Source organism: Acidovorax sp. 106, assembly GCF_003663825.1.
Taxonomy (GTDB): Bacteria; Pseudomonadota; Gammaproteobacteria; order Burkholderiales; family Burkholderiaceae_C; genus Acidovorax.
The window spans coordinates 4,576,156-4,600,603 of record NZ_RCCC01000001.1; the positions used below are offsets into that span (position 1 = coordinate 4,576,156).

Below are 24,448 nucleotides of genomic sequence, written 5' to 3' on the forward strand. Positions count from 1 at the left end.
TGCACATAAGTGCGCGCCTAGGGCCACAGCCATAATGGCGCTATGAAAATTCAATTTTCCACCATCGCCATTGTGGGTACGGGGGCCATGGGCCGGGGCATCGCACAAATCGCTGCCCAAGCCGGCAGCCAAGTCTGGTTGCTCGACACGCAACCCGGCGCCGCCGAAAAAGCCAAGCAAGCCCTGCAAGAACAATGGGGCAAGCTGGTGGCCAAAGACCGCATCACACCAGACCAAGCCCAGGCCTGGGGCAACCAGTTGCAAATAGCCAACACCGTGGCCGATCTGACCGCCTGCGGGCTGGTCATCGAAGCCGTGGTGGAACGCCTTGACGTCAAGCAAGCCCTGTTCGCAGAGCTGGAACGCACACTGCCCGCGCACGCCGTGTGGGCCACCAATACCTCTTCTCTGTCGGTCACGGCCATTGCCGCTGGCCTGCAGCAGCCTGAGCGGCTGGCCGGTTTCCACTTCTTTAACCCCGTGCCACTGATGAAAGTGGTGGAGGTCGTGGCCGGGCTCAAGACCGACCCGGCCCTGTGCCAGGCCCTCACGGCCTACGCCCGCGAAATGGGGCACACCCCTGTGCAGGCCCAAGATACGCCCGGCTTCATCGTCAACCACGCCGGGCGCGGCTTTGGCACCGAAGCACTGCGCATCGTCAGCGAGGGCGTGGCCGACTTCGCCACCATCGACCGCATCCTGCGCGACCAGGTGGGCTTCAAGCTCGGGCCTTTTGAGCTGATGGACCTGACGGCGCTGGACGTGTCGCACCCCGTCATGGAGTCCATCTACCACCAGTACTACGAGGAGCCACGTTTTCGCCCCAGCGTCATCACCGCGCAGCGGCTGGCGGGCGGCGTGCTGGGCAAGAAGGTGGGCGATGGTTTTTACCGCTATGTAGATGGCGCGGCCCAGGTGCCCGCAGAGCCCCCTGTGCCGGTGGTGCAAGACATTCCGCCGGTGTGGGTATCGCCACGGGCCTCGCGGCGCATGGAGCTGTACCAGTTGCTCAAGGACCTGGGCGCCACCATCGAGACCGGTGCATCGCCCTCGCCCCATGCCATCACCTTGGTCGCCCCGCTGGGGTTTGATGTGACCACGGTGGCCGTGGTCGAACGACTGGATCCGGCCCGCACCATTGGCATCGACATGCTGGTGGAGGAAGCCGCCACCAAGCGGCGCGTGCTGGCCACCAACCCAGCCACGCGCGTGGACATCCGCAACGCCGCGCACGCCCTGTTTGCCCGTGACGGCAAGCCCGTGAGCGTGATCCGCGACAGCGGCGGTTTTGTCACCCAGCGCGTCGTGGCCACCATCGTCAACATTGCGGCTGACATCTGCCAGCAGGGCATTTGCTCGCCCAAAGATCTGGAAACCGCCGTGACCCTAGGCCTGGGCTACCCGCTGGGCCCATTGGCCATGGGCGACCGCTGGGGCCCCACCAATATTCTGGAGGTGCTGTTCAATATGCAGACCGTGTACGGCGACACCCGCTACCGCCCCAGCCCCTGGCTGCGCCGCCGGGGCGCCATTGGCCTGAGCCTGACCCACGTCGAAGAAAGCTGAGCCCATGCCCGCCCAACTGCTGAGCACTAGCGAAGGCCAGACGCTGGTCCTGACCCTGAGCAACCCCGAGCTGCGCAACGCCATTGAGCCCGCCATGTATGCCGCGGGCATCGAGGCCCTGAATGTGGCCGAGCGCAGCCCCGATGTGCGCAGCGTGGTCATCACCGGCGCGGGCGGCATGTTCTGCTCGGGCGGCAACCTGCAGCGCCTGCAAGCCAACCGCCAACAGCCCCCCGAGGTACAAGCCCAGAGCATTGAAGGCCTGCACCAGTGGATTGAGACCATCCGCACCTACCCCAAGCCCATCATTGCGGCAGTGGAAGGCGCGGCGGCCGGCGCGGGCTTTTCGCTGGCCCTGGCCTGCGACATGGTGGTGGCCGCACGCGATGCGGTGTTTTTGATGGCCTACAGCAACGTGGCCCTGTCGCCCGACGGCGGAGCCAGCTGGAGCCTGGCCCACGCACTGCCCCGCGCCCTGGCGACAGAACTGCTGATGTGCGGCGACAAGATCGCTGCAGAGCGGCTGCACGCGCTGGGCCTGGTCAACCGCCTGAGCAACCCCGGCGACGCCCTGGGCGCCGCCTTGCAGCTGGCCGAGCGGCTGAACCAACGGGCGCCCAATGTGCTTGCCAGCATCAAGGAGCTGGTCAGCGATGCCCCCCTCCAGCCGCTGAGCACGCACCTCAACAGCGAGCGTGATCACTTTGTCAAAAACCTGCACCACGCCAACGCGGGTGAAGGCATTGCGGCCTTTCTTGAAAAACGCAGCCCGCGCTACGAGTGAGCGCCCTATCCCCACCGTGACACCATTCATGCCCTGCGTCCTTGCGGACCAGGGCATTTTTGTTTCCATCAGGGCCCAAGCCCAACGCCCGCGCGCCACACCGACACCCGTGCCTGCAGGCACAGACGCACAGGTGACAACCCCAGGCAAATGCCCGGGTCCCTCACGCGACAATGAAGCTGTTTCCAGTCACCCAAAAGACAGACCATGGACGACCCGATTCTTACTATCGAAGAACGTGAAGCGATCAATTCAGGTCGCTGGTTCTCATCCCTTTCCCCCTCACTGCGACACGACATCCTCCGATGCGCCTATGTCAAACGCTTCAAGGACGGCGGCCTCATAGCCGCCCGGGGCGATCCGCCCGAGGAGTGGATTGCCTGCGCGCGCGGGGCGGTGCGGGTCAGTTCCACGTCCATCTCGGGCAAGCAGATCACGCTGACCTATGTGGAGCCCGGCATCTGGTTTGGCGATGTGGCGATTTTCGATGGGGACCGGCGCACGCACGATGCCTATGCACACGGCGACACCACCGTGCTGTGCGTGGCCAAGGCCGACTTCAAGAAAATCCTGGCAGCGCACACCGAGTTCTACGAGGCCATGCTGCGCCTGCATGCGCGCCGCATTCGCCAGCTGTACGGCCTGGTGGAAGACCTCAATACCCTGCCTCTGCGTGCGCGACTGGCCAAACAGCTGTTGCATCTGGTGCGCAGCTATGGCATTCCCAGCCTGTCGGATGGCAGCGAGATGCGCATTGGACTGCAACTGGCACAGGAAGAATTGGCACAGCTGCTGGGCGCATCGCGCCAGCGCGTGAACCAGGAGCTCAAGTCCATGGAGCGCGAGGATGCCATTCGCATCGAGCCCGGTGGCTTGGTGGTGCGCGACCGCGAAGCACTCATGCGCATTGCGGAAACCGACACCTGAGCCCCACCACTCCTCTTGCACGCAGCCCCCGCAATGCCTGGGCTGCAGCAGCTAGGAGCCTGTCGGGCTTGGAAATCGTCGGCTGCAAATCGACCGCAGCGGTCCATTTTTCACCGCCTTTTTGCCCCATAGCTCGGCTATGGGGCTGCAAATTCGGCAAAAACTGTCCTCGCTGGGGCCGATTTTGGCGAAACCGTTGGTTTTCGCTATCGACGCTCCAAGTCCGACAGGCTCCTGGGCCGTGCGCCACATTGGCGCGCACAGCCACCCACAAACACCCCGGCAACAGCCGCCCCAGCGCGCAGCAAGCACAGCCCTGCGCAGGCGCAGCCATGCCCAAACCCATTCCATCCCTCATCCCCCATGAGCAACTTTGACCATTTCGTGGGCACGCGCCCCGTGTCTGACCAGCACGCTTTTGACACAGCCGCGCTCACCGACTGGCTCGGCCGCCACATGCCGGGCTTTGCGGGGCCGCTCACGGTGGAGATGTTCAAGGGCGGGCAGTCCAACCCCACCTACAAGCTCATCACCCCCAGCGCCAGCTACGTGATGCGCGCCAAACCCGGGCCCGTGGCCAAGCTGCTGCCTTCGGCCCACGCCGTGGAGCGCGAATTTGCGGTGATGAGCGGCCTGCAGGGCACCGATGTGCCCGTGCCCCGCATGCATGTGCTGTGCGAAGACGAATCCGTGATCGGCCGCGCCTTCTACGTGATGGAGTGCATGCAGGGCCGCGTGTTGTGGGACCAGTCCTTGCCCGGCATGACACCTTCTGAGCGCGGCGCCATCTACAACGAGATGAACCGCGTGATCGCCGCGCTGCACACCGTGAAGTTTGCTGACCGGGGCCTGGCCAGCTACGGCAAGCCAGGCAACTACTTCGACCGCCAGATTGGCCGCTGGAGCAAGCAGTACATCGCCTCCATCACCCAGCCCATTGAAGAGATGGACCGGCTGATGGAATGGCTGCCCGCGCACATGCCTGCCAGCGCACGAGATGAGAGCCAAGTCTCCATCGTGCATGGCGACTTCCGGCTAGACAACCTCATGTTCCACCCCACCGAGCCCCGCGTGGTGGCCGTGCTGGACTGGGAACTGTCCACCCTGGGCCACCCGCTGGCCGACTTCAGCTACCACTGCATGAGCTGGCACATCCCTGCATCGCTGGGGCGCGGCATTGCGGGGCAAGACCTGGCTGCGCTGGGCATACCGGATGAAGACAGCTACATCCGCAGCTACTGCGAGCGCACCGGCATTGCCACGCCCGACGCGCTGCGAGCCGACTGGAACTTCTACATGGCCTACAACATGTTCCGCATCGCGGCCATCCTGCAGGGCATTGCCAAGCGGGTCGAGGCGGGCACCGCCTCCAGCGCGCAGGCCAAGGCCTCGGGCGACACGGCCCGCCCCATGGCGCAGCTGGCCTGGTCGTTTGCCCAGCGCGGCTGACCCCACACCCCACAGAACAACACCCCCGATTTTTCACGGAGAACCCCATGGACTTTGACTACTCCCCCAAGACCAAGGAACTGCAGTCCAAGCTGCTCCAGTTCATGGACGAGCACATCTACCCCAACGAGCAGGCCTACAAAGCCGAATTGCTGGCCAACACCGCAGCAGGCAAACGCTGGTCGGCCCTGAGCACCATCGAAAACCTCAAGCCCAAGGCCCAGGCCGCAGGCCTGTGGAACCTGTTTTTGCCGGTGGACAGCGCTGCAGCCTCAGGCTACGACGGCGCGGGCCTCACCAACCAGGAATACGCACCGCTGGCAGAAATCATGGGGCGGGTGCAGTGGTCAAGCGAGGTGTTCAACTGCTCTGCGCCCGATACCGGCAACATGGAAACCATTGCCCGGTATGGCGACGAAACCAACAAGGCGCGCTGGCTCAAGCCGCTGCTCGAAGGCAAGATCCGCTCGGCCTTTGCGATGACCGAGCCCGACGTGGCATCGAGCGATGCCACCAACATCGAAACGCGCATCGAGCGCCAGGGCGATGAATACGTCATCAACGGCCGCAAATGGTGGATTTCGGGCGCAGCCGATCCGCGCTGCGCCGTCTACATCACCATGGGCAAGACCGACCCCGAGGCGCCCCGGCACTCACAGCAAAGCATGGTGCTGGTGCCCGCTGACGCCAAGGGCATCACCGTCATTCGCCCACTCAACGTGTTCGGCTACGACGACGCACCCCACGGCCACGTGGAGATGACGTTTGAAAACGTGCGCGTGCCTGTCTCCAACATCCTGCTGGGCGAAGGCAGGGGCTTTGAAATTGCCCAAGGCCGCCTGGGCCCTGGGCGCATTCACCACTGCATGCGCCTCATTGGCCTGGCCGAACGGGCGCTGGAGCTGATGTGCAAGCGCGCAAGCAGCCGCGTGGCCTTTGGCAAGACCGTGGCGCAGCAAACCGTGACGCAAGAGCGCATTGCCGAAGCCCGCTGCAAGATCGACATGGCCCGCCTGCTGACCCTCAAAGCTGCCTGGCTGATGGACGTGGCCGGCAACAAGGTGGCCAAGACCGAGATCGCCATGATCAAGGTCGTCGCCCCCAGCATGGCCTGCCAGGTGATCGACTGGGCCATGCAGGCCCACGGCGGCGGCGGCATGAGCGACGACTTCCCCCTGGCCTATGCCTACGCCGGTGCGCGCACCCTGCGCTTTGCCGACGGCCCGGACGAAGTGCATCGCAACGCCATTGCCAAGTGGGAGCTGGGCAAGTACGGCAGCTATGGCCGCGATGCGGGCGTGCCCATCACACGCGGCTCCTGATGCAGCACGCTGGCGCCGAGCACTCTCCGGCGCACAACGGATAGCCCACAACAAGCCCATGGCCCGCAAAGGCCGTGGGCTTTTTTATGGTCGGCACTTTCGTCAGGCGCGGCAAAATCACGGCACTGAGCCTCTTCGCCCGCCCCCGCCTGACCCTGACAGCCCTGCCTGAACCTGCCAGCCACCACCAGACACCGTGACCACCGCTGACCGCACCACCCCCAGCCCTGCCCACCCTGCCCAACTCACCCGCCGCCAATGGGCCTGCTGGGCCGCGGGTGCCATGGCATGGGCGGCTCCTGGCGCCTGGGCCAATGCAGCGGTGGGCGCAGCAGGAGAGGATGGCAGTGGCGAATGGCAGGCCTCAGCCACCGCACGGCAGCTGCTGCGCTGGGTGGCCGCCACAGCAGACAACCAGGGCATGCCCTTTGTAGTGATCGACAAGCCTGAGGCCTGCGCGCATGTGTTTTCAGGCCGGGCGCAGTGGCTGGGCAGCGCGCCCGTGCTGCTGGGGCTGGCGGCAGGCGACCGCAGCGTGCCCGGCATTGGGCAGCGCCCCGTGGCCCAGGTGCGCCCGCACGAGCGCACCACGCCCGCAGGCCGGTTTGTGACCGAGCCCGGCCAAAACCTGCAGGGCGAAGACATTGTGTGGATTGACTACGACGCGGCTGTATCGCTGCACCGCGTGCGCAGTGCCACGGCCATCGAGCGGCGCCTGCAGCGCCTGGCCAGCCCGCGTGCGCGGGACCGGCGCATCAGCTACGGCTGCATCAACGCGCCCGATGCGTTCTACAGCCAGCACATCGCCCCCTACTTGGGGCAGGTGCCGGGCGTGGCCTATGTGCTGCCCGACACCGAAGCATTTGCTACGTTTTTTATAGCTGCTAGCGCTTATTAAATAAGCGCTAGCAGGCTATTTTTCATAGATTTTGTACATGCCTGAGGTCCCGCCCCGTTCGCCCTGAGCCTGTCGAAGGGCCTTTCAAAGGAGCGCCATGGCTTCGACAAGCTCAGCCCGAACGGCTGGGGCAGGTGTCAGACTATTTGGCAAAAAAGCCTCCGCACCGCCTCAGAACGCCACCTTCAACCCGACCGTGATATTGCGCCCCATCAGCGGCGCAGCGGTCTTGATGAACGAGGTGTGGGCATAGGCCAGGCGGTCGGTCAGGTTAGTGCCCTTGACGTACAGCTGCCAGGGCGAGCCATTGGCCAGCTTGCCGTTGTAGGCGGCGCCCAGGTTCAGCATGCCATAGCCGGGGGTGGCGGTTTCAAACGCGGTCACGCGGCTTTGGCGGGCCACCTGCACCCATTCCACCTGGCCTTCCCAGGCCGCCCAGTTGGCGTCGAGCCGCAAACCGGCACGGGTGGCCGGAATGCGTGGCAGGTTGCCGCCGTCGTCGAGCTTGGCGCGCACGGTGTCACCAAAGAAGGTGATGCCCAGGTTGCGCGTCAGGAGCTGGCGCACCTGGCCTTCAATGCCGGTGAAGGTGGCGTCGGCCTGGCTGTATTGCAGCAACTGCAGGCCATCGAGCGCATCGAGCGTGCGGCCATAGATGTAGTTGTCGATCTTGTTGTGGAACACGCTCACGCCAAAGGTGGTGTCGCCACTGGTCTTCTTCAGGCTCACATCGATGTTTTGCGAGGTTTCGGAGCGCAGGCTGGAATCACCGCGCTCGTAGGTGCTGGTGGCCATGTGCAGGCCCCGCGCATACAGCTCTTCGGCAGACGGCGCGCGGCTGGCGCGTGTGAACGAGCTGCCCACCTGGTAGCCGGGCATGAACTTCCACACCGCACCCACCGATGCCGAGGTGCCGTTGTGGCTGCGCTCGATGCCCGTGGTCTGCGCCTCGGCTGTCTGGCGGTCGTGGCGCAGTGCACCTTCAAAGCGCCAGTCGCCCAGGCGGTATTCCTCCAGCATGAACAGGCCGGTCTTGCGCGTCACGGTGGGCTCGACGTAAGCCTCTTCGCCTTCGGCGCTGAACTTGCGCTGCGAGGTCTGCACACCCACCAGGCCCTTGAAGCCGGCGATGGGCTCGTGCTGCAGCTCAATGCGCGTGTCGTAGGCCTTATTTTTGAAGGTGGTGCTGATGGCACCGTCTTCGACCTCGTCGTGCACATAGTCGGTCACGCCAGCGCGCAGGCGCAGGGCCGACACGCCCGCGAACGGGTTGCGCAGTTCGCCGCGCACATCAAAGCGCTCGCTGCGCAGGTCCACCACTGGCACGTCGGCGGGGTCGTGCACCTCGGCCGGGCCGGTGGGGGCCTCGCACGCCAGCCGGTTGCCATCGGCTCCGCAATCTTCAAAGCTGTGGTTGTGCCCCGGCAGGCCGTACTTGGCGGTCTGGCGGGTGTAGGCCGCGCCCAGGTAGCCCTGCTCGCCCACCCACGACAGGCCCACGCTGCCCGTGTCGGTGCGGTTGAAGCTGCCCTGCACCTTGTTGCCCCCCGCCCAGCCCTTGCCTACGCGGTAGTCATCGGCATCGCGGGCCACGCCCTCCACATGCACGGCCAGGTTGCCAGCGCCGCCCGTCAGCGACACAGCCCCCGCCCCTTCGCGCGCGCCGGTGTTGGCGCGCAGCTCGGCGCTGCCTTCGTAGCCCTTTTGTGGAATGGCGGTGGGGATCTTGCCGTCCAGCACGTTGACCACGCCGCCGACTGCACCCGCGCCATACACCAGGGCCGATGGGCCGCGCAGCACTTCGATCTGCGTGGCCAGCATGGGCTCGGACACCACGGCGTGGTCAGGGCTGATGGTGGAGGCGTCGTGCAGCTCGGCACCGTCGCTGAGCACGCGCACACGCGGGCCGTCCATGCCGCGAATGATGGGGCGGCTGGCACCCGCGCCAAAGTGACTGCTGGTAATGCCGGGCTCGCTGTTGAGCGTCTCGCCCAGCGTGGCCTCGCGGCGGCGCACCAGCTCGTCACCTTCGAGCACCGTCACCGGCGTGGTCATTTCGTTGGCGCCCAGTTGCAGGCCGCTGGCAGATACGGTAACGGACGGCAGGCTGGCTTCGGCCGCAGCAGCGGGCGCCACGGCCTGGGCCTGGGCCTGGGCCTGGGCCTGGGCCTGGGCCTGGGCCTGGGCCAGCCCGGTGCCAGCCAGGGCCAACATGGCAACGGCCAGGGCCACAGGGCGCAGGGCCAGGCGATGGGGGGCAAGTGTGGAGTGAATCATGAGGAAACCTTGGGAATCAGAAAAATCGGACGCAGCCACCCCGCAGCACGCACAGCGCAGCACACGTAACACACAGCGCGCCATGGCAGACAGGCACAGGCCAGTCCGCTCTGCGGGATATAGAACAAAATGCACGCCAGCGCCTACCAATCAAGCGCAAGCAGCTATCAAAAAAAGAGCATTTAACCCAAAGCGAAGCCGCCACGCAGGGCGCAGCACGGGATGGGAAGCAACAGGCCAGAGGGAATGTGCGGAGCGAACGCGCACAACAGAAGCCACCCGCGCACTGGCAGCCCTAGGCCACCGGGTCAGATCGCAACAGTCGGCGGCTCAAGCGCGCCACCGGGGCCTGCGTATGTCAAGCCCGCAGGGCTGCAGGCGGTGCGCGGGCCTGGAACAGCGCCCGGTGCCGCGCGAACGCATGCTGCGTCCAGCCCACCGGGGCGGAGTGGGTGCCATGGCTGGCTGGCACGCCCCATGCGAGGGCGAGCAGCACGTCGGCCAGGGCCAGTTGGTCCAGCAGCAGGCAGTCTGCCCCGCTGGCGTGGGTGGGCACCAGAGCCGCCAAGGCCTTGGATGCCACGGGCGCGGGTAGGCCCTGCGCACTGGCATGGGCGTGCGCCTGGGAGGTTGTACCAACCGCAGGTGCCACCTTGCCCACCGGCACAGTGAGATGGGCGGTGAGGTGGACGGTGGAGTGCAAGGCCTGGTGCACCCGGCCCAGGGCAGGTACCAGCACCAGGGCCAACAACAACCCGGCCAGCCAAGCTGCGTTCCAGGCGCGCACCCCGGCCCGCGTGCGCGGTGGGGTGCGCGCAGGTGGGCGGTGGTGCAACAGGGACTTGGACATGGGCAAGGGCGAAATCGGCAGCGGATTGAGGAGACTATCGGACTTGGAAATCGTCGGCTACAAATGGACCGCAGCGGTCTATTTTCGCTGTAGACGCTCCCAGTCGGACTGCCTGCTGAGTCGGCAAACTCAAAAAACAGACAGCATCAAAACAGTGTGGGTAGGGGCAGTGCGTGCACAGGCCCCCCGCCCTCACTTCACGGGCTCCGCCTCGACCATGCGGTAGAACAGCCCATAGGGGTCGTTGGACAGCACGTTGAATTTACCTTCCACTACCACGGGCTCCAGCGAATATCGCACAGGTGTCTTGGCCTTGACTTCAACCATGCTCTCGGGCCCGCCCGGGATGCAGAACGAGCAAGTCAACGGCACAGAGGTGAGCAAAAAGTGCTTTTGCGTGGGCTTGGCGTCCATGGGCACCATGAAGCCCTGGATGCGCTGCACCGTCTGGTGCATGGCCTGCTGCTGGGCGTTGAAGACAGGCAGCACGGCGGTCTTGGTGGTGTTTTTCTTCAGGTCACTCAACACGGACCAGGGCACTACATCGCCCCGCACGGGCAGCGGTGCAATCGGGCTATTGGGGCTGTGGTAGCCCGGCCCCGAGCCCGCCACCGCTGGCTGCCCGTTGGCGCCTGCTGGCAAAGGCGAGCTGAGCACGGACGCGCCCACTGCACCGGGGGCTTGCGCCTGCGCCGCCCCCGGCAACACCCCGCCCAGCAGCACACCCGCCGCCACCAGCCAGGCCAGCGCACAACCAGGGCTATGCGCATCCATGCGGTTGAGGGCGCCCGTGGGGACAACAGTGCGGGAAGTGCGGGAAGTTCGGCGGACCATGGGCAGGGTTCTTTCAATCAACGCAAAACCGAAACGGTGCGATGCACATCGGGCTGCTAGGGATGTCTTGCATAACCCTCGCGAGTCGGTGGTAGTGCGGATCGGGATAGGCCGCAAGGCGTCTTTTCGCAGCCAATAGCCGGACTATTGGCAAGAAAAGCAACGCAGCGGACTGCCCGAGGCCGCGCTATCACGGACCGCAGGGAGTTATGCAGGACATCCCAAACCATCAGTGCGCGTGCTTCATACCGCAGTATTTTCCGATAGCCAGGTTTTTACACGCCGCTTGCAGGTCTTTCATGCACGGGGCTTCGCCTTTACCAGCCTCCAGGCATTTGGCAGCAGCCTCGTGCGCTGCGGCCATGGCGCGGTGGCGCTCGATGTCTTCCTTGGTTTCCTTGTCAGAGTGGCCCTGGGCCAAGGCTGCAGCGCTGGCCAGCAGCAAGGGGGCCAGGCACAAAGCAGTCCACAGTTTTTTCATGGTGATTCCTTTCAGGTGAGATCGACGGACAACAAAAACACACAAAAATTCCCCAGCGAAGCGAGCCGCTCAAGGCTGCACCAGCAAGTCGGCCACATCGGTACGGTAAGCCTGCATGGCCGGCAACAGTGCTGCCAGCGCGGCCACCAGCCCCGCCAGCAGGGGCACCCCAGCCTCTTCAGGCAGCCACAGGGCACCGCTGACCGGCAACAGCCCCTGCGCCTGCAGCGTCCAGCCCAGCGCGTGCGCCAGGCCATGGCCCAGCAGCAGGCCCAGGGCGCAGGCCAAAGCCGCCAGCCACAGCGCTTCGCACAGCACCAGCCCGGCCACGCGGCCCGGGGGGGCGCCCAGCATGCGCAGCATGGCCAGGTCAAAGCGGCGCTCGCGCACGGCGTTCCACAGCGCAATGAATACGCTCAGCGCCGCCACAGCCAGCAGCACGCCACCAAAGGCGCGCAGCACATCGGCCCCCACGCCCAGCAGGCGCAGCAGGCGCGTCACTTCAATGGCCGGTGCCGCAGCCTGCATGGAGGTGTTGGCGTTGATGGCGCGCGGCAGCGACACGGCGGCCAGCGGCGTGCGGTAGCGCACCAAGGCCACGGTCACTTCGCGCTCTTGCTTCAGGATTTCCAGGTCGTCGGGGTCATCGGCGGTGGCGGTTTCGTGCACCAGCCACACCGATTCGGTGCTAGTGAGGATGAGCCGATCGAGCACGCAGCCGCAGGGCGCCAGCACGCCGCTGACGCGGTAGGGATGGTCGCCATGGGCATGCCCACCAGCGCCCAGGCCGTGGGTGCCGATGAAGGTGGCCCCGACCAGCGGTGCACCCGTGTGGCTGGGCGCGACGATGCTGCGTGCCACGGTGGCGCCCAGCACGGCGTCCATGGGCTGCTGCCACAGCCCGCCCTGGGCCAGCTCGGCGCGGTAGTGGGCGGTGTAGTCGGGCGTGGTGCCCACGATGCGAAAGCCCTGGTAGCTGTCGCCCAGGCTCAGCGGTATCACCTGGGACACCAGCGGGTTCTGCGCCAGGTCCTGCACCTCTTGCAGCGGGATGTTGCCCGTGGGCACGTCGATGTGAAACACCCCTGCCAGGATGAGCTGCAGCGGGCTGCCCTTGGCGCCCACCACGAGGTCAATACCGTTCAGGTCGCGCTCAAAAGCCTGGTCGAGTTGGGTGGACACCAGCAGCACCAGCGTGATGGCGGCCAGGCCCAGGGTGAGCAGCAACAGGTTGAGCGCCGCAGCCAGCGGCCGCGACCACAGGTAGCGCCAAGCCAAAGCGGCCGTCTTTGCTATATTTTTCATAGCTTTTACCGCTTATCCAGCGGGCGCTGGATGCCCATTTCATTCAAACCCTGGCCCTGTGTGGCAGCGGCGGGGCCTGCATTCAGGTCCAGCCGCTGCGAGCGCGGCACACCGGCCAGGGCCTGCACCACGCGCTGGTCGTGGGTGGCAATCACCAGGCTGGCGCCGCAGGTGGCGGCGCTGCTTTGCAGCAGGGCCAGGGCATCGGCGGCGGCTTCGTCGTCCAGGCTGGCCGTGGGCTCGTCGGCCAGCAGCAACTCGGGCTGCAGCAGCACGGCGCGGGCCAGGGCCACGCGCTGCGCCTGCCCGCCCGAGAGCTGGTGCGGCTTGCGCCCCGCCAGATCGGCCAAACCCACCAGGGCCAGCGCCTGGGCTATGGCCGCATCATCGCGCGGGCGGCCCGCCGCAAAGTAAGCCAGGGCCAGGTTGTCGGCCACCGTGAGGGCGCTGCTCAAGTGCAGCTTTTGTGGCAAAAAGCCAATGCTGCGCGCGCGCCAGGCGTCCAGCTCGGCCCCGCGCTGCGTGCCCAACTGGATCCCGGCCACAAACAAATCACCGCCCGTGGCCCCCCGCAGCCCAGCCACCAGGGCCAGCCAGGTGGATTTGCCGGTGCCCGACCGCCCCTGCAGCAGCAAGGTGCCGCCCTGCGGCAGGTCCACATCGGCAAACTGCAACTGCGGCCCCGCGCCATAGCGGTAGGCCAAGCCCCGGGTGCGGATCATGCGGCGGCCCCTGCACCGGGGTGCGCGCAGCCCGCGCAGCGCCCGCGCACGGCAATGTCCACCGCCAGCCCCTCGTGCCCGGCAGACGCCAGCGCCTGCAGCACCTCTTGCAAGGCCGACTGCACCGGGGCCGCGCCTTGCGACAGGCGGAACTGGCGGTGGCAATCGTCACATTCAAACCGGGGGGCGGCGCCCTCTTCCCCCTGCGGCGCCAGCGCATAACGCGTCACGCGGGCGGCATCCACTTGCTTGAGCAGCAGGCCAGCGGCGGCAAAGCGGTCGAGCATGCGGTAGACGGTGACCCGGTTCACCGGGGCACCCGCTGCGGCCAGTGCGGCCTCCACTTCGGCTTCAGACCAGGCAGCTTGGGGCTGGTCCGCATACAGCTGCGCCAAGGCCCGCGTCGCGCGGGTGGCGCGCATGCCAGGAGGAAGGGCCCAGGCCGTGGGCTGAGTCAGCGATGGGGACGATGAGGCGGGCATGGGGGACAAGGCTGGGGGCAATGCAGCGCCCCATTAACGCAATTGGATTGCATTATGCACCGACACAGCTGCCACCAAAAGCCACGGCCTGAACGGGAGAAATCACTCCCGTGGCCATCGCCTCTTGGCGATCACCCCTTCAGGTAGCGCACAAACGTCTTGCGAAATTTCTCCACCTTGGGCCCCACCACAAAGGCGCAGTAGCCCGCGTTGGGGTGGTTGGCAAAGTAGTCCTGGTGGTACGCCTCGGCCATGCTGTAGTTGTCCAGTGGCATCACCTCGGTGGTGATGGGGGCTGCAAACACCTTGTCCTGGGTCATCTGGCGGAGCATGGCGTTGGCAATCTCTGCGTGCGCCGGGCTCTCGTAATAGATGCCGCTGCGGTACTGCGTGCCCACATCGTTGCCCTGGCGATTGAGGGTGGTCGGGTCGTGGGTGTGGAAGAAGATTTCCAGAATCTCTTCAAGGCTGATCTCGTCAGCATCGAAGGTCAGGCGCACCACCTCGGCGTGGCCAGTGTCGCCTTCGCAAATTTGCTCGTAGCTGGGGCTCACGGTGTGGCCGTTGGTGTAGCCGCTTTCCACATCGGTGATGCCGCGCACACGGTCAAACACCGCTTCGGTGCACCAAAAGCAGCCCCCGCCCAGGGTAATGGTTTGCAAAGTCATGGCTTGTTTCCTCGGTAGTCAGGCCCATTATTTATCGCTCTCGATAACCCCTGGGGCCTGCAACGATCTCTGCGCAACCCGATTGACGGCACCAGGGAGCATCGCTACATTACTAACCAGTCAGTCAGTAAAAAATGCCCCGCAACCCTTTGAACGACCCCACCGCCAGCGACGCTGCCCCCAAACGCAGCCGACGTAAAGAAGCGCGCCCTGGCGAATTGCTGGAGGCGGCGCTGGATTTGTTCGTCGAAAAAGGCTTTGCAGCCACCCGCGTGGACGAAGTGGCGGCCCGCGCCGGGGTGTCCAAGGGCACGCTGTTTTTGTACTTCCCCAGCAAGGAAGAACTGTTCAAAGCCGTGGTGCGTGAAAACATTGCAGGCCGCTTTACCGAGTGGAACACCGAGCTGGAGACCTTTGTCGGCACCACCAGCGAGGTGCTGACCTACTGCTACCAAGTGTGGTGGGAGCGCATTGGCGCCACCAAGGCATCGGGCATCACCAAGCTGATGTTCAGCGAGGCCCAAAACTTCCCGGAGATTGCGCAGTTCTACCAACAAGAAGTGATCTTGCCCGGCCGTGCGCTCATTCGGCGCATTTTGCAGCGCGGCATGGAGCGCGGCGAGTTCCGCGAGATGGACCTGGACTACGGCACCTACATCGTGCTGGCGCCCATGATGTTCCTGATGCTGTGGAACAACTCCATGGGCCCTTGCTCTTTGCCCGACGAAATCTTCACCCCCGAGCAGTACATCCGCACGCAGATCGACAACATCCTGCATGGCCTGTGCGTGCGCCCTGCCGCAGGCCCTTCCCCCACCCACACCTGACGCCCCATGAAACGCTGGATCACCTGGACGGCCGCTGGCCTGGTTGTTGTGCTGCTGGGCCTGGGCGTATGGCGCACCATGGCGGCGCGGCAAGCTCAGCAAAAAGCACTGGCCGAAGCCAGCACCCAGCGTGAAGCGGCACCGCTGCAACTGGCAGCAGGCGAAGTGATCACCGTGCAAGCCCACAGCCTGGCGCTGGGGGTGCCCGTGTCGGGCGCACTGCGGGCGGTGGACTCGGCCATGATCAAGGCCAGGGTTGCGGGCGAGTTGCAAGGGCTGACCCTGCGCGAAGGCGACAGCGTGCGCGCAGGCCAAGTGGTGGCGCGCATTGATCCGACCGAATCGCAAGCCCGCCTGCGCCAGGCCCAGCAACAGGCCGACGCCGCCAAGGCCCAGGTGGACATCAACCAGCGCCAGCTCGACAACAACAAGGCCCTGGTGGACCAGGGCTTCATCTCCTCGACTGCGCTGGTCAACTCGCAGGCCAGCCTACAGTCGGCCCAAGCCACCTACGAAGCCGCCCGTGCAGCGGCCGATGTGGCCCGCAAGGCGCTGGATGACACGGTGCTGCGCAGCCCCATTGCCGGGCAGGTGGCCCAGCGCCTGGCCCAGCCGGGCGAGCGCATGGCGCTGGATGGGCGGGTGCTGGAGGTGGTCGATTCCAGCCGCTTGGAGCTTGAAGCTCTGTTGAGCCCCGCCGATTCACTGGCCGTGCGCGTGGGCCAAAAAGCCCAACTGGAGCTGGAAGGCTCCAAGCAAGGCGTCACGGCTACCGTGGTGCGTATCAACCCCAGCGCGCAAGCGGGCAACCGCACGGTGCCGGTGTACCTGCGGGTGGACACCGGCAACACGCCCACGTCCGGCGCCCCCGGCAACGCAGCCACGGCCCTGCGCCAGGGCCTGTTTGTGCAAGGCCTGCTGGCCACCGGCCAGGCCCAGGTGCTGGCGGTAGAGCTGGACGCCGTGCGCACCGACAAACCCCGCCCCTATGTCCAGGCGCTGGAAAACGGGCGCGTGGTGCACCGCCCCGTCACGCCCGGCCTGCGTGCCGTGGTACAGGGCCAAACCCTGGTGGCGATTGAAGGCGTGCCTGCGGGCACCCCTGTGGTTGCCGGGCGCATTGGACAGCTGCGCGAAGGCACTGCGGTGACCACCGCCCCAGGCACTGCCGCCAGCGCAGCCCCGGCGGCGGCGCCAGCCAGCACGGCGTCCACCACGGCTCGGTAACCCGCAGGTCCATCGCCATGTGGTTCACCCAAGTCAGCCTCAAAAACCCCGTGTTCGCCACCATGGTGATGCTTGCCATCGTGGTGCTGGGCCTGTTCTCTTACCAGCGCCTGAAGGTGGACCAGTTTCCCAACATCGACTTCCCGGTGGTGGTGGTGACGGTGGACTACCCCGGCGCATCCCCCGAGATTGTGGAGAGCGAGGTCACCAAGAAGATTGAGGAAGGCGTCAATTCGATTGCGGGCATCAACGCCCTCACCTCCCGCAGCTATGAGGGCACGGCGGTGGTGATCATCGAGTTCCAGCTGCACATTGACGGGCGCAAGGCCGCCGAAGACGTGCGCGAGAAAGTAGCCACCGTGCGCCCCAACCTGCGCACCGAGGTCAAAGAGCCCCGCGTGCTGCGCTTTGACCCGGCCAGCCGCGCCGTGTGGTCGCTGGCCGTGCTGCCCGACGACACAGCCGGGGCCACGGCCGGTGCTGCGGCGCCGTCTGCCGTCGAGCTGACCACCTGGGCCGAGCAAGTGCTGAAAAAGCGCCTGGAAAACGTGCGCGGCGTGGGCGCAGTGAACCTGGTGGGCGCCACCAAGCGCGAAATCAACATCTACCTGAACCCGCAAGCGCTGGAAACGTTTGGCGTAACGCCCGACCAGGTCGTGGCCGCCGTGCGCAACGAAAACCAGGACTTGCCCGTGGGCTCCATCCGCTCGCTTGCCCAAGAGCGCGTGGTGCAAATCGACGCGCGCATGCAGCGCCCCGAAGACTTCGGCCGCATCATCGTCGCCCGCAAAGGCGCGGCAGCCACGGGCCAGGCCAGCGCAGGCGCCCCCATCCGGCTCGAGCAGGTCGCCCGTGTGAACGATGGTGCGCAAGAAGTGGAGAGCCTGGCGCTGTATAACGGCCAGCGCACCCTGCTGCTGTCGGTGCAAAAGGCGCAGGGCGACAACACCATTGAGGTGGTCGAGGGGCTGAACGCCGCAGTGCTGGACATCCGCAAGCAGTTGCCCCCTGGCGTGCGCCTGGAGGTGATTGGCGACAGCGCGCGCCCCATCCGCGTGGCGGTGAACAACGTGCGCCAGACGCTGATCGAAGGCGCTGCACTCACGGTGCTCATCGTATTTTTGTTCCTGAACTCGTGGCGCTCTACCGTCATCACGGGGCTGACGTTGCCGATTGCGCTGATCGGCACGTTTTTGTTCATGAACATGTTTGGTTTCACCATCAACATGATCACGCTGATGGCTCTGAGCCTGTGCGTGGGCCTGTTGATCGACGACGCCATCGTGGTGCGCGAAAACATCGTGCGCCACGTGCAGATGGGCAAAGGGGCGTATGCCGCAGCCATGGACGGCACGCAGGAAATTGGCCTGGCCGTGCTGGCCACCACGCTGTCCATCGTGGCGGTGTTCATGCCCATCGGCTTCATGGGCGGCATCATCGGCAAGTTCTTCCACGAGTTCGGCATCACCATCGTCGCGGCAGTGATGATTTCAATGTTTGTCAGCTTCACGCTCGACCCCATGCTGTCGAGCATCTGGCACGACCCGAGCATCCATACGCATGGCAAGCAGCATGCGCCCGTCACGTTCTACGACAAGACCATTGGCCGCGTCACAAGCTGGTTTGACCGAGCCACCGACGCGCTGGCCCAGGGCTACCAGCACCTGCTGCGCTGGTCGCTGGTGCACAAGCTGGCCACGCTGTTCATTGCGCTGGGCATCTTCGTGCTGAGCATCTTCATGGTGCCGCTGCTGGGCACTGAATTTGTGCCCAAGGCCGATTTTTCGGAAACCACCGTCAACTTCTACACGCCCGTGGGCTCGTCGCTGGAGGCCACCGAGGCCAAGGCGCGCCAGGTCGAAGGCATCCTGCGCCAGATGCCCGAAGTGCGTTATACCCTGGCCACCATCAACACCGGCAACGCACAGGGCAAGATGTACGCCAGCCTCTATGTGCGCCTGGTGGACCGCAAAGACCGCAGCCGCAGCGTGGACCAGATGTCCGACGTGCTGCGCGAGCAACTGGCCAAGGTGCCCGGCATCACCGTCACGCACGTGGGTTTGCTGGATGCTGTGGGGGGCAACAAGCAGGTGGAGTTTTCACTGCAAGGCCCTGACCTCAAGGAGCTGGAGCGGCTGACCCAGGTGGTAACGGCCAAAATCCAGGGCATTCCTGGCCTGGTGGACCTGGACAGCAGCGCCAAGCCCGACAAGCCCGTGGTGGCGCTGGAGATCAAGCGCGATGCGGCCTCCGACCTGGGCCTGTCTGTGGCGCCCATGGCCGCCTCGCTGCGTACGCTGGTGGCGGGCACCACGGTGGGCAATTGGCGCGCCCCCGACGACCAGACCTACGACGTGAACGTTCGTCTGGCCCCCGAGGCACGCACCACCCCGCAAGACTTGGAACGCCTGCCCTTTGCGCTGACAGCGGCCGACGGCAGCACCCGCATCGTGCGGCTCAACCAGGTGGCCCGGGTGACCGAATCCACCGGCGCCAACCAGATCAACCGGCGCGATCTGACGCGCGAGGTGGCCATCAACGCCAACGTAGCCCAGCGCTCGGCGGGCGAGGTGTCGAACGACATCAAGAAGGCACTGGAGACCTTGGCCTTCCCGCCCGGCTACCGCTACCAATTCGGGGGTTCCACCAAGAACATGGCCGAGTCGTTTGGATACGCCATCTCGGCGCTGGCCATGGCCATCATCTTCATTTACATGATTCTGGCGAGCCAGTTCAAGAGCTTTTTGCAGCCGCTGGCGCTCATGACGTCACTGCCGCTCACGCTCATCGGCGTGGTGCTAGCGCTCTTGATGTTCCGCTCCACCCTGTCCATGTTTTCCATCATCGGGGTGGTGATGCTCATGGGCCTGGTCACCAAAAACGCTATCTTGCTGGTGGACTTTGCCATCCGCGCCCGCGAAGAACATGTGAACGACGCAGGCGAGGCCGTGCCCGGCCTGCCCCGCGCCGAAGCTCTGCTTCTGGCCGCCCGCGTGCGCCTTCGCCCCATCCTGATGACCACCCTGGCCATGATTTTTGGCATGGTGCCGCTGGCGTTTGCCTTGTCTGAAGGAGCTGAGCAGCGCGCACCCATGGGCCAGGCGGTGATTGGCGGGGTGATCACCTCATCGCTTTTGACGCTGGTGGTGGTGCCTGTGGTGTATTGCTATATGGACGATCTGGCCCGTTGGGCCCTTGGCAAGATGGGACGCGGCCAAACGGCCTCCGGGCCATCTAAAATTCAGGGTTTGTCCTGACCCGCACTCCCACTGGAGACCTTCGATGAATTTGCCACTGAACACGTCCGCCAACATCAGCGACCCCGTCGCCCAGGCCCGCTACAACATGATCGAGCAACAGATCCGGCCCTGGAACGTGCTGGATGCCGACGTGCTGGAACTGCTGTCTGCCGTGCGCCGTGAAGACTTTGTGCCCGCAGCCCACCGCAGCCTGGCTTTCATGGACATTGAAGTGCCCCTGCTGGGCGATGACGCCGAAGAAGCCGTGCGCCAGGGCCACAGCATGCTGCAACCCCGGCTGGAAGCACGCATTCTGCAAGACCTGCGCATTCAGCCTACCGACCGCGTGTTGGAGATTGGCGCGGGCTCGGGCTACATGGCCGCCCTGCTAGCCCACCGCGCAGAGCGCGTCGTGTCACTCGAAATCAACCCCACCCTGGTCAACATGGCGCAAGACAACCTGCGCAACGCTGGTGTGCACAACGCCGACGTGCGCCAAGGTGACGGTGCCCGTGACGCCGTGCCAGACGGCCCTTTTGACGTGATTTTGCTCAGCGGCTCGGTGGCCCAGGTCCCACAAAACCTGTTGGCCCTGCTGCGCGACGGTGGCCGCCTGGGCGCCGTAGTGGGCACCGACCCCGTGATGCGGTTCACCCTGGTTCGCCGCGAAGGTGACCGGTTTGTGACCACCTCCCCCTGGGACACCACGGCCCCCCGCCTGGTCAACTTCCCTGAGCCTTCCAGCTTCTCGTTCTAACCCCCCCTCGTCTTCGGAGTTCTGCATGATCACTCGCGTTCGCCCTGCCCAACTGGCGCAATGGTTTGCCGCCAACCCAGCGGGCACCCAGCCCTTGGTACTGGACGTGCGCGAGCCCTGGGAGCTGCAAACCGCCAGCGTGCGGGCCGAGGGGTTCGAGCTGCGGGCCATCCCGATGGGCGAAATCCCCGGGCGCCTGAGCGAGCTGCCCAAAGACCAGCCCATCGCCTGCCTGTGCCACCACGGCATGCGCAGCATGAATGTGGCTGCATTTTTGGAGCAGCACGGGTTTGAACACCTGGCCAATATTTCAGGGGGCATTGACGCCTGGTCGCATGAAGTCGACCCCGCTGTGCCCCGCTACTGATTCCGCCCTGCGGTAAGCCGTTTCCATCCCTTTTGTGCAGACACTCTGAGGACTTTCATGACAGCTTTTCGGCCTACCTCCCTGACACTGGCGCTTGGCGCCGCCTTGAGTGCAGCCCTGTGCGCCCCGGTGCATGCCCAGAGCCTGACGGAGCTGGTGGAATCAGCCCGCACCTACGACACCACCTGGCAAGCCGCCCGCGCACAGCTTGACGCCGCCGCACGCCGTGCCGACCAGGCCCAGGCAGGCCTGCTGCCCAGCGCAGCTCTCACGTCGGGGGTAACCCGGGCACAGACCGATGTGAGCCGCCCCGACATTGAACGCACGGCCAACACCCAGACGCTGGGCGTGAACGCCTCGCAGCCGCTGTACCGCCCCGCCAACCGCATTACTCTGGAGCAAGGCCAGCGCGGCGTGGATGTGGCCCAAGCCCAACTGGACGCAGCCACGCAAGACCTGCTGGTGCGCGTGAGCCAGGCCTATTTCGACGTGCTGGCAGCGCAAGACACGCTGGCCTTTGTGCAGGCGCAAAAGACAGCCGTGTCTGAGCAATTGGCATCTGCCAAGCGCAACTTTGAAGTCGGCACCTCCACCGTCACCGATTCGCGCGAAGCCCAGGCCCGCTACGACCTGGTGATCGCCCAGGAAATTGCGGCTGAAAACGACCTGCGCGTGAAGAAGCTGGCACTCGACCAACTGGTGGGCGTGACCAACGCCCAGCCCGTGCCGCTGGCCCAACCCGTGCAATTGCCCAACGTGGAGCCCACCAACGTCAACCACTGGGTGGACCTGGCCCGCGACCAGCAACCCGGCGTGCGCCAGGCGGCCATTGCGCTGGACATTGCCCGGCTGGAAACCAAGAAAGCCGAAACCGGCCACCGCCCCACCCTGGACTTGCAAGCGGGCTACAACATCACCCGCAACCCCACAGGCACCCTCACCAGCCCCGGCGTGAACAGCCGCACCAACGTGGCCAGCGTGGGCTTGGCCTTCAACCTGCCATTGTTTGCAGGCTTCTCGGTGCAAAACCGCGTCAAGGAAACCTTGGCCCTGGAAACCAAGGCCGAGGCCGACCTGGAAACCAACCGTCGCAACGTGGCGCAGGCCACCCGTGCGGCCTTCTTTGGCGTGCAGTCGGGCCAAGGGCAGGTGCAGGCGCTGGAAGCGGCCGAGGCCTCCAGCCAAAGCGCTCTGGACGCCAACAAGCTGGGCTACCAGGTGGGCGTGCGCATCAACATCGACGTGCTCAACGCCCAAAGCCAGCTCTACCAAACCAAGCGCGACCTGGCCCAGGCCCGCTACAACGTGCTGCTGGGCACGCTGAAGCTGCGCCAGGCTGCTGGCACCCTGACACAGGAAGACGTGGGCCGCATCAACGGCCTGCTGGCCCAGCCAGCCGCCACAGGGTCCGCGGGCACGGGCGTTAAGCAGCCTTGACGCAGCCGTGAAGCAGGGATGATCGGCAGGGCGACAGCGCCTGCCTAGCTCCCCTGCACTGGACCTTTGTGGCCCCATTGCCCTGGCTGTAGCGTGAAAGCTGCACCCGGTGCCGTGCATTTGTAACAAAACACAGAGGCCCTGCGGCCTCTCCATCCTGCGGGGCACGGCGGCGCCCTTGCGAAGCCGCACCACCCCAACCCTGGGCACCGCTCGCGCGCACGATGGCTGGCGCATTCCTTCGTACAAGAGTCACAAATTTACGGTGACAATGATTCGGTGTTTACCCCATCGACCGAAGCGCAACGCCCCTCCCCGCCCCCAGTCGCCTGCCCCTGCGGCATGGACGCGGGGGCCTTGCATGGGTTCAAGCAACGCCCTGGGTTGATGGCCCCCACCGCCACCTCCCGCCCCCTTGTGACGCCATGAAGAAGAACCCGCTGTATCTGGTGTGCTACTACGGCCAGACGCAGGGCCCCTCAGACCGGTCAAGCTCTCTGAGCAGCCTGATCGCAACCTCGGCGGAATTTGCCCGGCGCAACCACCTCACCGGGCTGCTGGCCGTGGCTGATGGGTACTACCTGCACCTGGTGGAAGGCGAACGCGAGGCTGTGCAGGGGCTGGTGCACCGCATCAATGGCTTTTGGGGCAACACGCCCCCCACGGTGCTGCTGTCGCTGGCGGTGACCAAGCAGCGCTTTGCCCAGTGGAGCGCCAACCTGGTCGAGCGCCCCGCCAAAGTGACCAACATGGACCTGCGCCTGGCGCACATGCGCAAGTTCATTGCGCAAGACTCTATGGCGGCCATCCCGGACCTGTTTCGGTATTTCCTCATGCCCAGCACCCCCACAGCGCCGCCCCCCCTGGCGCCTGCCGACCAGCCGCGTGGCAGGGTGCGGCAAGTGGCGGTGTTCAGCAGCTCGCTGCTGTGGTTCAACCCCATCTTCAGCCACGTGGCCACGCGCTTTCGCGGCTACCCCCACACGCTCAAGGCCTCCAGCACGGGGCTGGATGCAGACACCTTCCCCATCGACTACGTGGACGTGCTGGCGGGCCCGCTGGGTGCCGTGCGCATGGTGGGCATCAGCCTGGATCTGCTCGGCTCCACCCTGTCGCAGCCGCTGCTCAGCAAGGTGGAGATCGCCGTCTTCCTGACCCGCAACAACGCCACGGGCAAAGATGTGCAATTGGTGGAGCAGGCCCTGCGCCACCCGGCCATGCTGCATTCCCGCCCCCAGGTGCTGTTCGTCACGTCGGGGCGTGACACCGATCTGTCGCAGTCGTTTTCTGAAATGGCAACGCAGGCCCATCTGCCCACCACCGATCTCGTGGCCTCGGTGCTGTCGGGTGAGCCCATCTGGACCGCCATCGCGCGCATGCTGGAGTTTCCGCCCGAGCCACTGCCCGAGCAGGCCCACGATCCGGCCGACACGGCGGCCCCTGCAGTGTCCTGGCAACAGACTCCCCAAGCCGCATTGCCCCAGCCCGCGGCCGTTGCGGTGACGGCCCCGGCCCCGTTGCTCCAGACCAGCACACCTGCGGTGGCCCCAGCGGACTTGGCCGCCACGGAGACCACCAGCACGCCCCCTCGCTCCAAAGACCAGCAGGTGCTGCAACAGGCGTTGGAAGACGCTGTGGCCATCCTGCCCGAGGGGGCCTGGGGTGGCTGGCTGGACGTGGCACAAGGCCAGTGGCTGAGCACCTCGGGGGCGGTGCCCGAGGCCGAAGCGGCTGCCGCAGCCGCCCATTCCGCCGCGTGCGATGAGGTGCTGCTGCGCCTGCACCGCACCGCAGAGGCGGATGGTGAGTGGACCACCGAAGAGCTGATCACCACCTATGGCTGGCACTACCAGTTCACCCTGGTGCTGCCGCATTGGCCCACGCAGGTGCTGTGGCTGTGGATGCACCGCGAGGGTACCAACCTGGCCCGCACCCGGCTGCTGCTGCGCATGGCATTGCAAAAGGTACAAAGCGCGCTGGGTGAGCCAATGCAAGACGCCACCCAGCCGCCCACCTGAGCACAGGTCGG

21 protein-coding genes are annotated in these 24,448 nt (G+C 65.6%); 13 read left to right on the forward strand and 8 right to left on the reverse strand.

Features of this window, described 5'->3' with window-relative positions; genetic code table 11:
* The first annotated feature begins 42 nt into the window (after positions 1–42).
* The 6 genes from C8C98_RS20100 to C8C98_RS20125 all read left to right on the forward strand — a co-directional run bounded on the left by C8C98_RS20100 (position 43) and on the right by C8C98_RS20125 (position 6,946).
* On the forward strand, positions 43–1,566 hold the full coding sequence (locus C8C98_RS20100) for a 3-hydroxyacyl-CoA dehydrogenase (RefSeq protein WP_121455711.1): 1,524 nt from the start codon (positions 43–45) through the stop codon (positions 1,564–1,566).
* A 4-nt stretch (positions 1,567–1,570) separates the two neighbouring features.
* Positions 1,571–2,350 (forward strand): oxepin-CoA hydrolase, alternative type, encoded by a 780-nt coding sequence (locus C8C98_RS20105; RefSeq protein WP_121455712.1) that lies wholly within the window; start codon positions 1,571–1,573, stop codon positions 2,348–2,350.
* 207 nt (positions 2,351–2,557) lie between these two features.
* The gene (locus C8C98_RS20110; protein ID WP_121455713.1) at positions 2,558–3,277 is read left to right on the forward strand and encodes a Crp/Fnr family transcriptional regulator; all 720 of its coding nucleotides are present in this window, start codon (positions 2,558–2,560) and stop codon (positions 3,275–3,277) included.
* 363 nt (positions 3,278–3,640) lie between these two features.
* Positions 3,641–4,726: a phosphotransferase gene (locus tag C8C98_RS20115; RefSeq protein ID WP_121455714.1), complete on the forward strand. Its 1,086-nt coding sequence runs from the start codon at positions 3,641–3,643 to the stop codon at positions 4,724–4,726.
* Positions 4,727–4,773: 47 nt separating this feature from the next.
* Positions 4,774–6,048 carry an acyl-CoA dehydrogenase family protein gene (locus C8C98_RS20120; RefSeq protein WP_121455715.1) on the forward strand — a complete coding sequence of 425 codons (1,275 nt, stop codon included), beginning with the start codon at positions 4,774–4,776 and terminating at the stop codon, positions 6,046–6,048.
* 196 nt (positions 6,049–6,244) lie between these two features.
* Positions 6,245–6,946, forward strand: a complete 702-nt coding sequence (locus C8C98_RS20125) for a hypothetical protein (protein WP_233574620.1) — start codon at positions 6,245–6,247, stop codon at positions 6,944–6,946.
* A gap of 171 nt (positions 6,947–7,117) precedes the next feature.
* Here C8C98_RS20125 and C8C98_RS20130 read toward each other — a convergent pair whose 3' ends face one another.
* The 8 genes from C8C98_RS20130 to msrA all read right to left on the reverse strand — a co-directional run bounded on the left by C8C98_RS20130 (position 7,118) and on the right by msrA (position 14,565).
* Positions 7,118–9,223 (reverse strand): TonB-dependent receptor, encoded by a 2,106-nt coding sequence (locus C8C98_RS20130; protein ID WP_233574621.1) that lies wholly within the window; start codon positions 9,221–9,223, stop codon positions 7,118–7,120.
* A gap of 358 nt (positions 9,224–9,581) precedes the next feature.
* A complete protein-coding gene (locus C8C98_RS20135; protein ID WP_121455716.1) occupies positions 9,582–10,073 on the reverse strand; it encodes a hypothetical protein in 492 nt (163 codons plus the stop codon).
* Positions 10,074–10,265: 192 nt separating this feature from the next.
* The gene (locus C8C98_RS20140) at positions 10,266–10,907 is read right to left on the reverse strand and encodes a DUF3299 domain-containing protein (RefSeq protein WP_233574622.1); all 642 of its coding nucleotides are present in this window, start codon (positions 10,905–10,907) and stop codon (positions 10,266–10,268) included.
* Positions 10,908–11,136: 229 nt separating this feature from the next.
* Positions 11,137–11,388, reverse strand: a complete 252-nt coding sequence (locus C8C98_RS20145) for a hypothetical protein (RefSeq protein WP_121455718.1) — start codon at positions 11,386–11,388, stop codon at positions 11,137–11,139.
* Between the two features lie 69 nt (positions 11,389–11,457).
* Positions 11,458–12,693 (reverse strand): FtsX-like permease family protein, encoded by a 1,236-nt coding sequence (locus C8C98_RS20150; protein WP_121455719.1) that lies wholly within the window; start codon positions 12,691–12,693, stop codon positions 11,458–11,460.
* A gap of 5 nt (positions 12,694–12,698) precedes the next feature.
* Positions 12,699–13,415 (reverse strand): ABC transporter ATP-binding protein, encoded by a 717-nt coding sequence (locus C8C98_RS20155; protein ID WP_121455720.1) that lies wholly within the window; start codon positions 13,413–13,415, stop codon positions 12,699–12,701.
* Positions 13,412–13,837: a Fur family transcriptional regulator gene (locus C8C98_RS20160; protein WP_121455721.1), complete on the reverse strand. Its 426-nt coding sequence runs from the start codon at positions 13,835–13,837 to the stop codon at positions 13,412–13,414. Before C8C98_RS20160 ends, C8C98_RS20155 begins: the two co-directional genes overlap by 4 nt.
* A gap of 191 nt (positions 13,838–14,028) precedes the next feature.
* The gene (msrA, locus tag C8C98_RS20165) at positions 14,029–14,565 is read right to left on the reverse strand and encodes a peptide-methionine (S)-S-oxide reductase MsrA (protein WP_121455722.1); all 537 of its coding nucleotides are present in this window, start codon (positions 14,563–14,565) and stop codon (positions 14,029–14,031) included.
* A gap of 134 nt (positions 14,566–14,699) precedes the next feature.
* Here msrA and C8C98_RS20170 point away from each other — a divergent pair, with 134 nt between their 5' ends.
* From C8C98_RS20170 to C8C98_RS20200, 7 genes are all read left to right on the forward strand, one after another.
* Positions 14,700–15,392, forward strand: coding sequence for a TetR/AcrR family transcriptional regulator (locus tag C8C98_RS20170; RefSeq protein ID WP_121455723.1), 693 nt, complete (start codon positions 14,700–14,702; stop codon positions 15,390–15,392).
* Positions 15,393–15,398: 6 nt separating this feature from the next.
* A complete protein-coding gene (locus tag C8C98_RS20175) occupies positions 15,399–16,619 on the forward strand; it encodes an efflux RND transporter periplasmic adaptor subunit (RefSeq protein ID WP_121455724.1) in 1,221 nt (406 codons plus the stop codon).
* Between the two features lie 17 nt (positions 16,620–16,636).
* Positions 16,637–19,876, forward strand: coding sequence for an efflux RND transporter permease subunit (locus tag C8C98_RS20180; RefSeq protein WP_121455725.1), 3,240 nt, complete (start codon positions 16,637–16,639; stop codon positions 19,874–19,876).
* A gap of 25 nt (positions 19,877–19,901) precedes the next feature.
* A complete protein-coding gene (locus tag C8C98_RS20185; protein ID WP_121455726.1) occupies positions 19,902–20,615 on the forward strand; it encodes a protein-L-isoaspartate O-methyltransferase in 714 nt (237 codons plus the stop codon).
* A 25-nt stretch (positions 20,616–20,640) separates the two neighbouring features.
* Positions 20,641–20,982, forward strand: coding sequence for a rhodanese-like domain-containing protein (locus C8C98_RS20190; protein WP_099655707.1), 342 nt, complete (start codon positions 20,641–20,643; stop codon positions 20,980–20,982).
* Between the two features lie 57 nt (positions 20,983–21,039).
* Positions 21,040–22,419: a TolC family outer membrane protein gene (locus C8C98_RS20195; protein WP_121455727.1), complete on the forward strand. Its 1,380-nt coding sequence runs from the start codon at positions 21,040–21,042 to the stop codon at positions 22,417–22,419.
* Between the two features lie 425 nt (positions 22,420–22,844).
* Positions 22,845–24,437, forward strand: a complete 1,593-nt coding sequence (locus C8C98_RS20200) for a BLUF domain-containing protein (RefSeq protein ID WP_121455728.1) — start codon at positions 22,845–22,847, stop codon at positions 24,435–24,437.
* Positions 24,438–24,448: the final 11 nt, after the last annotated feature.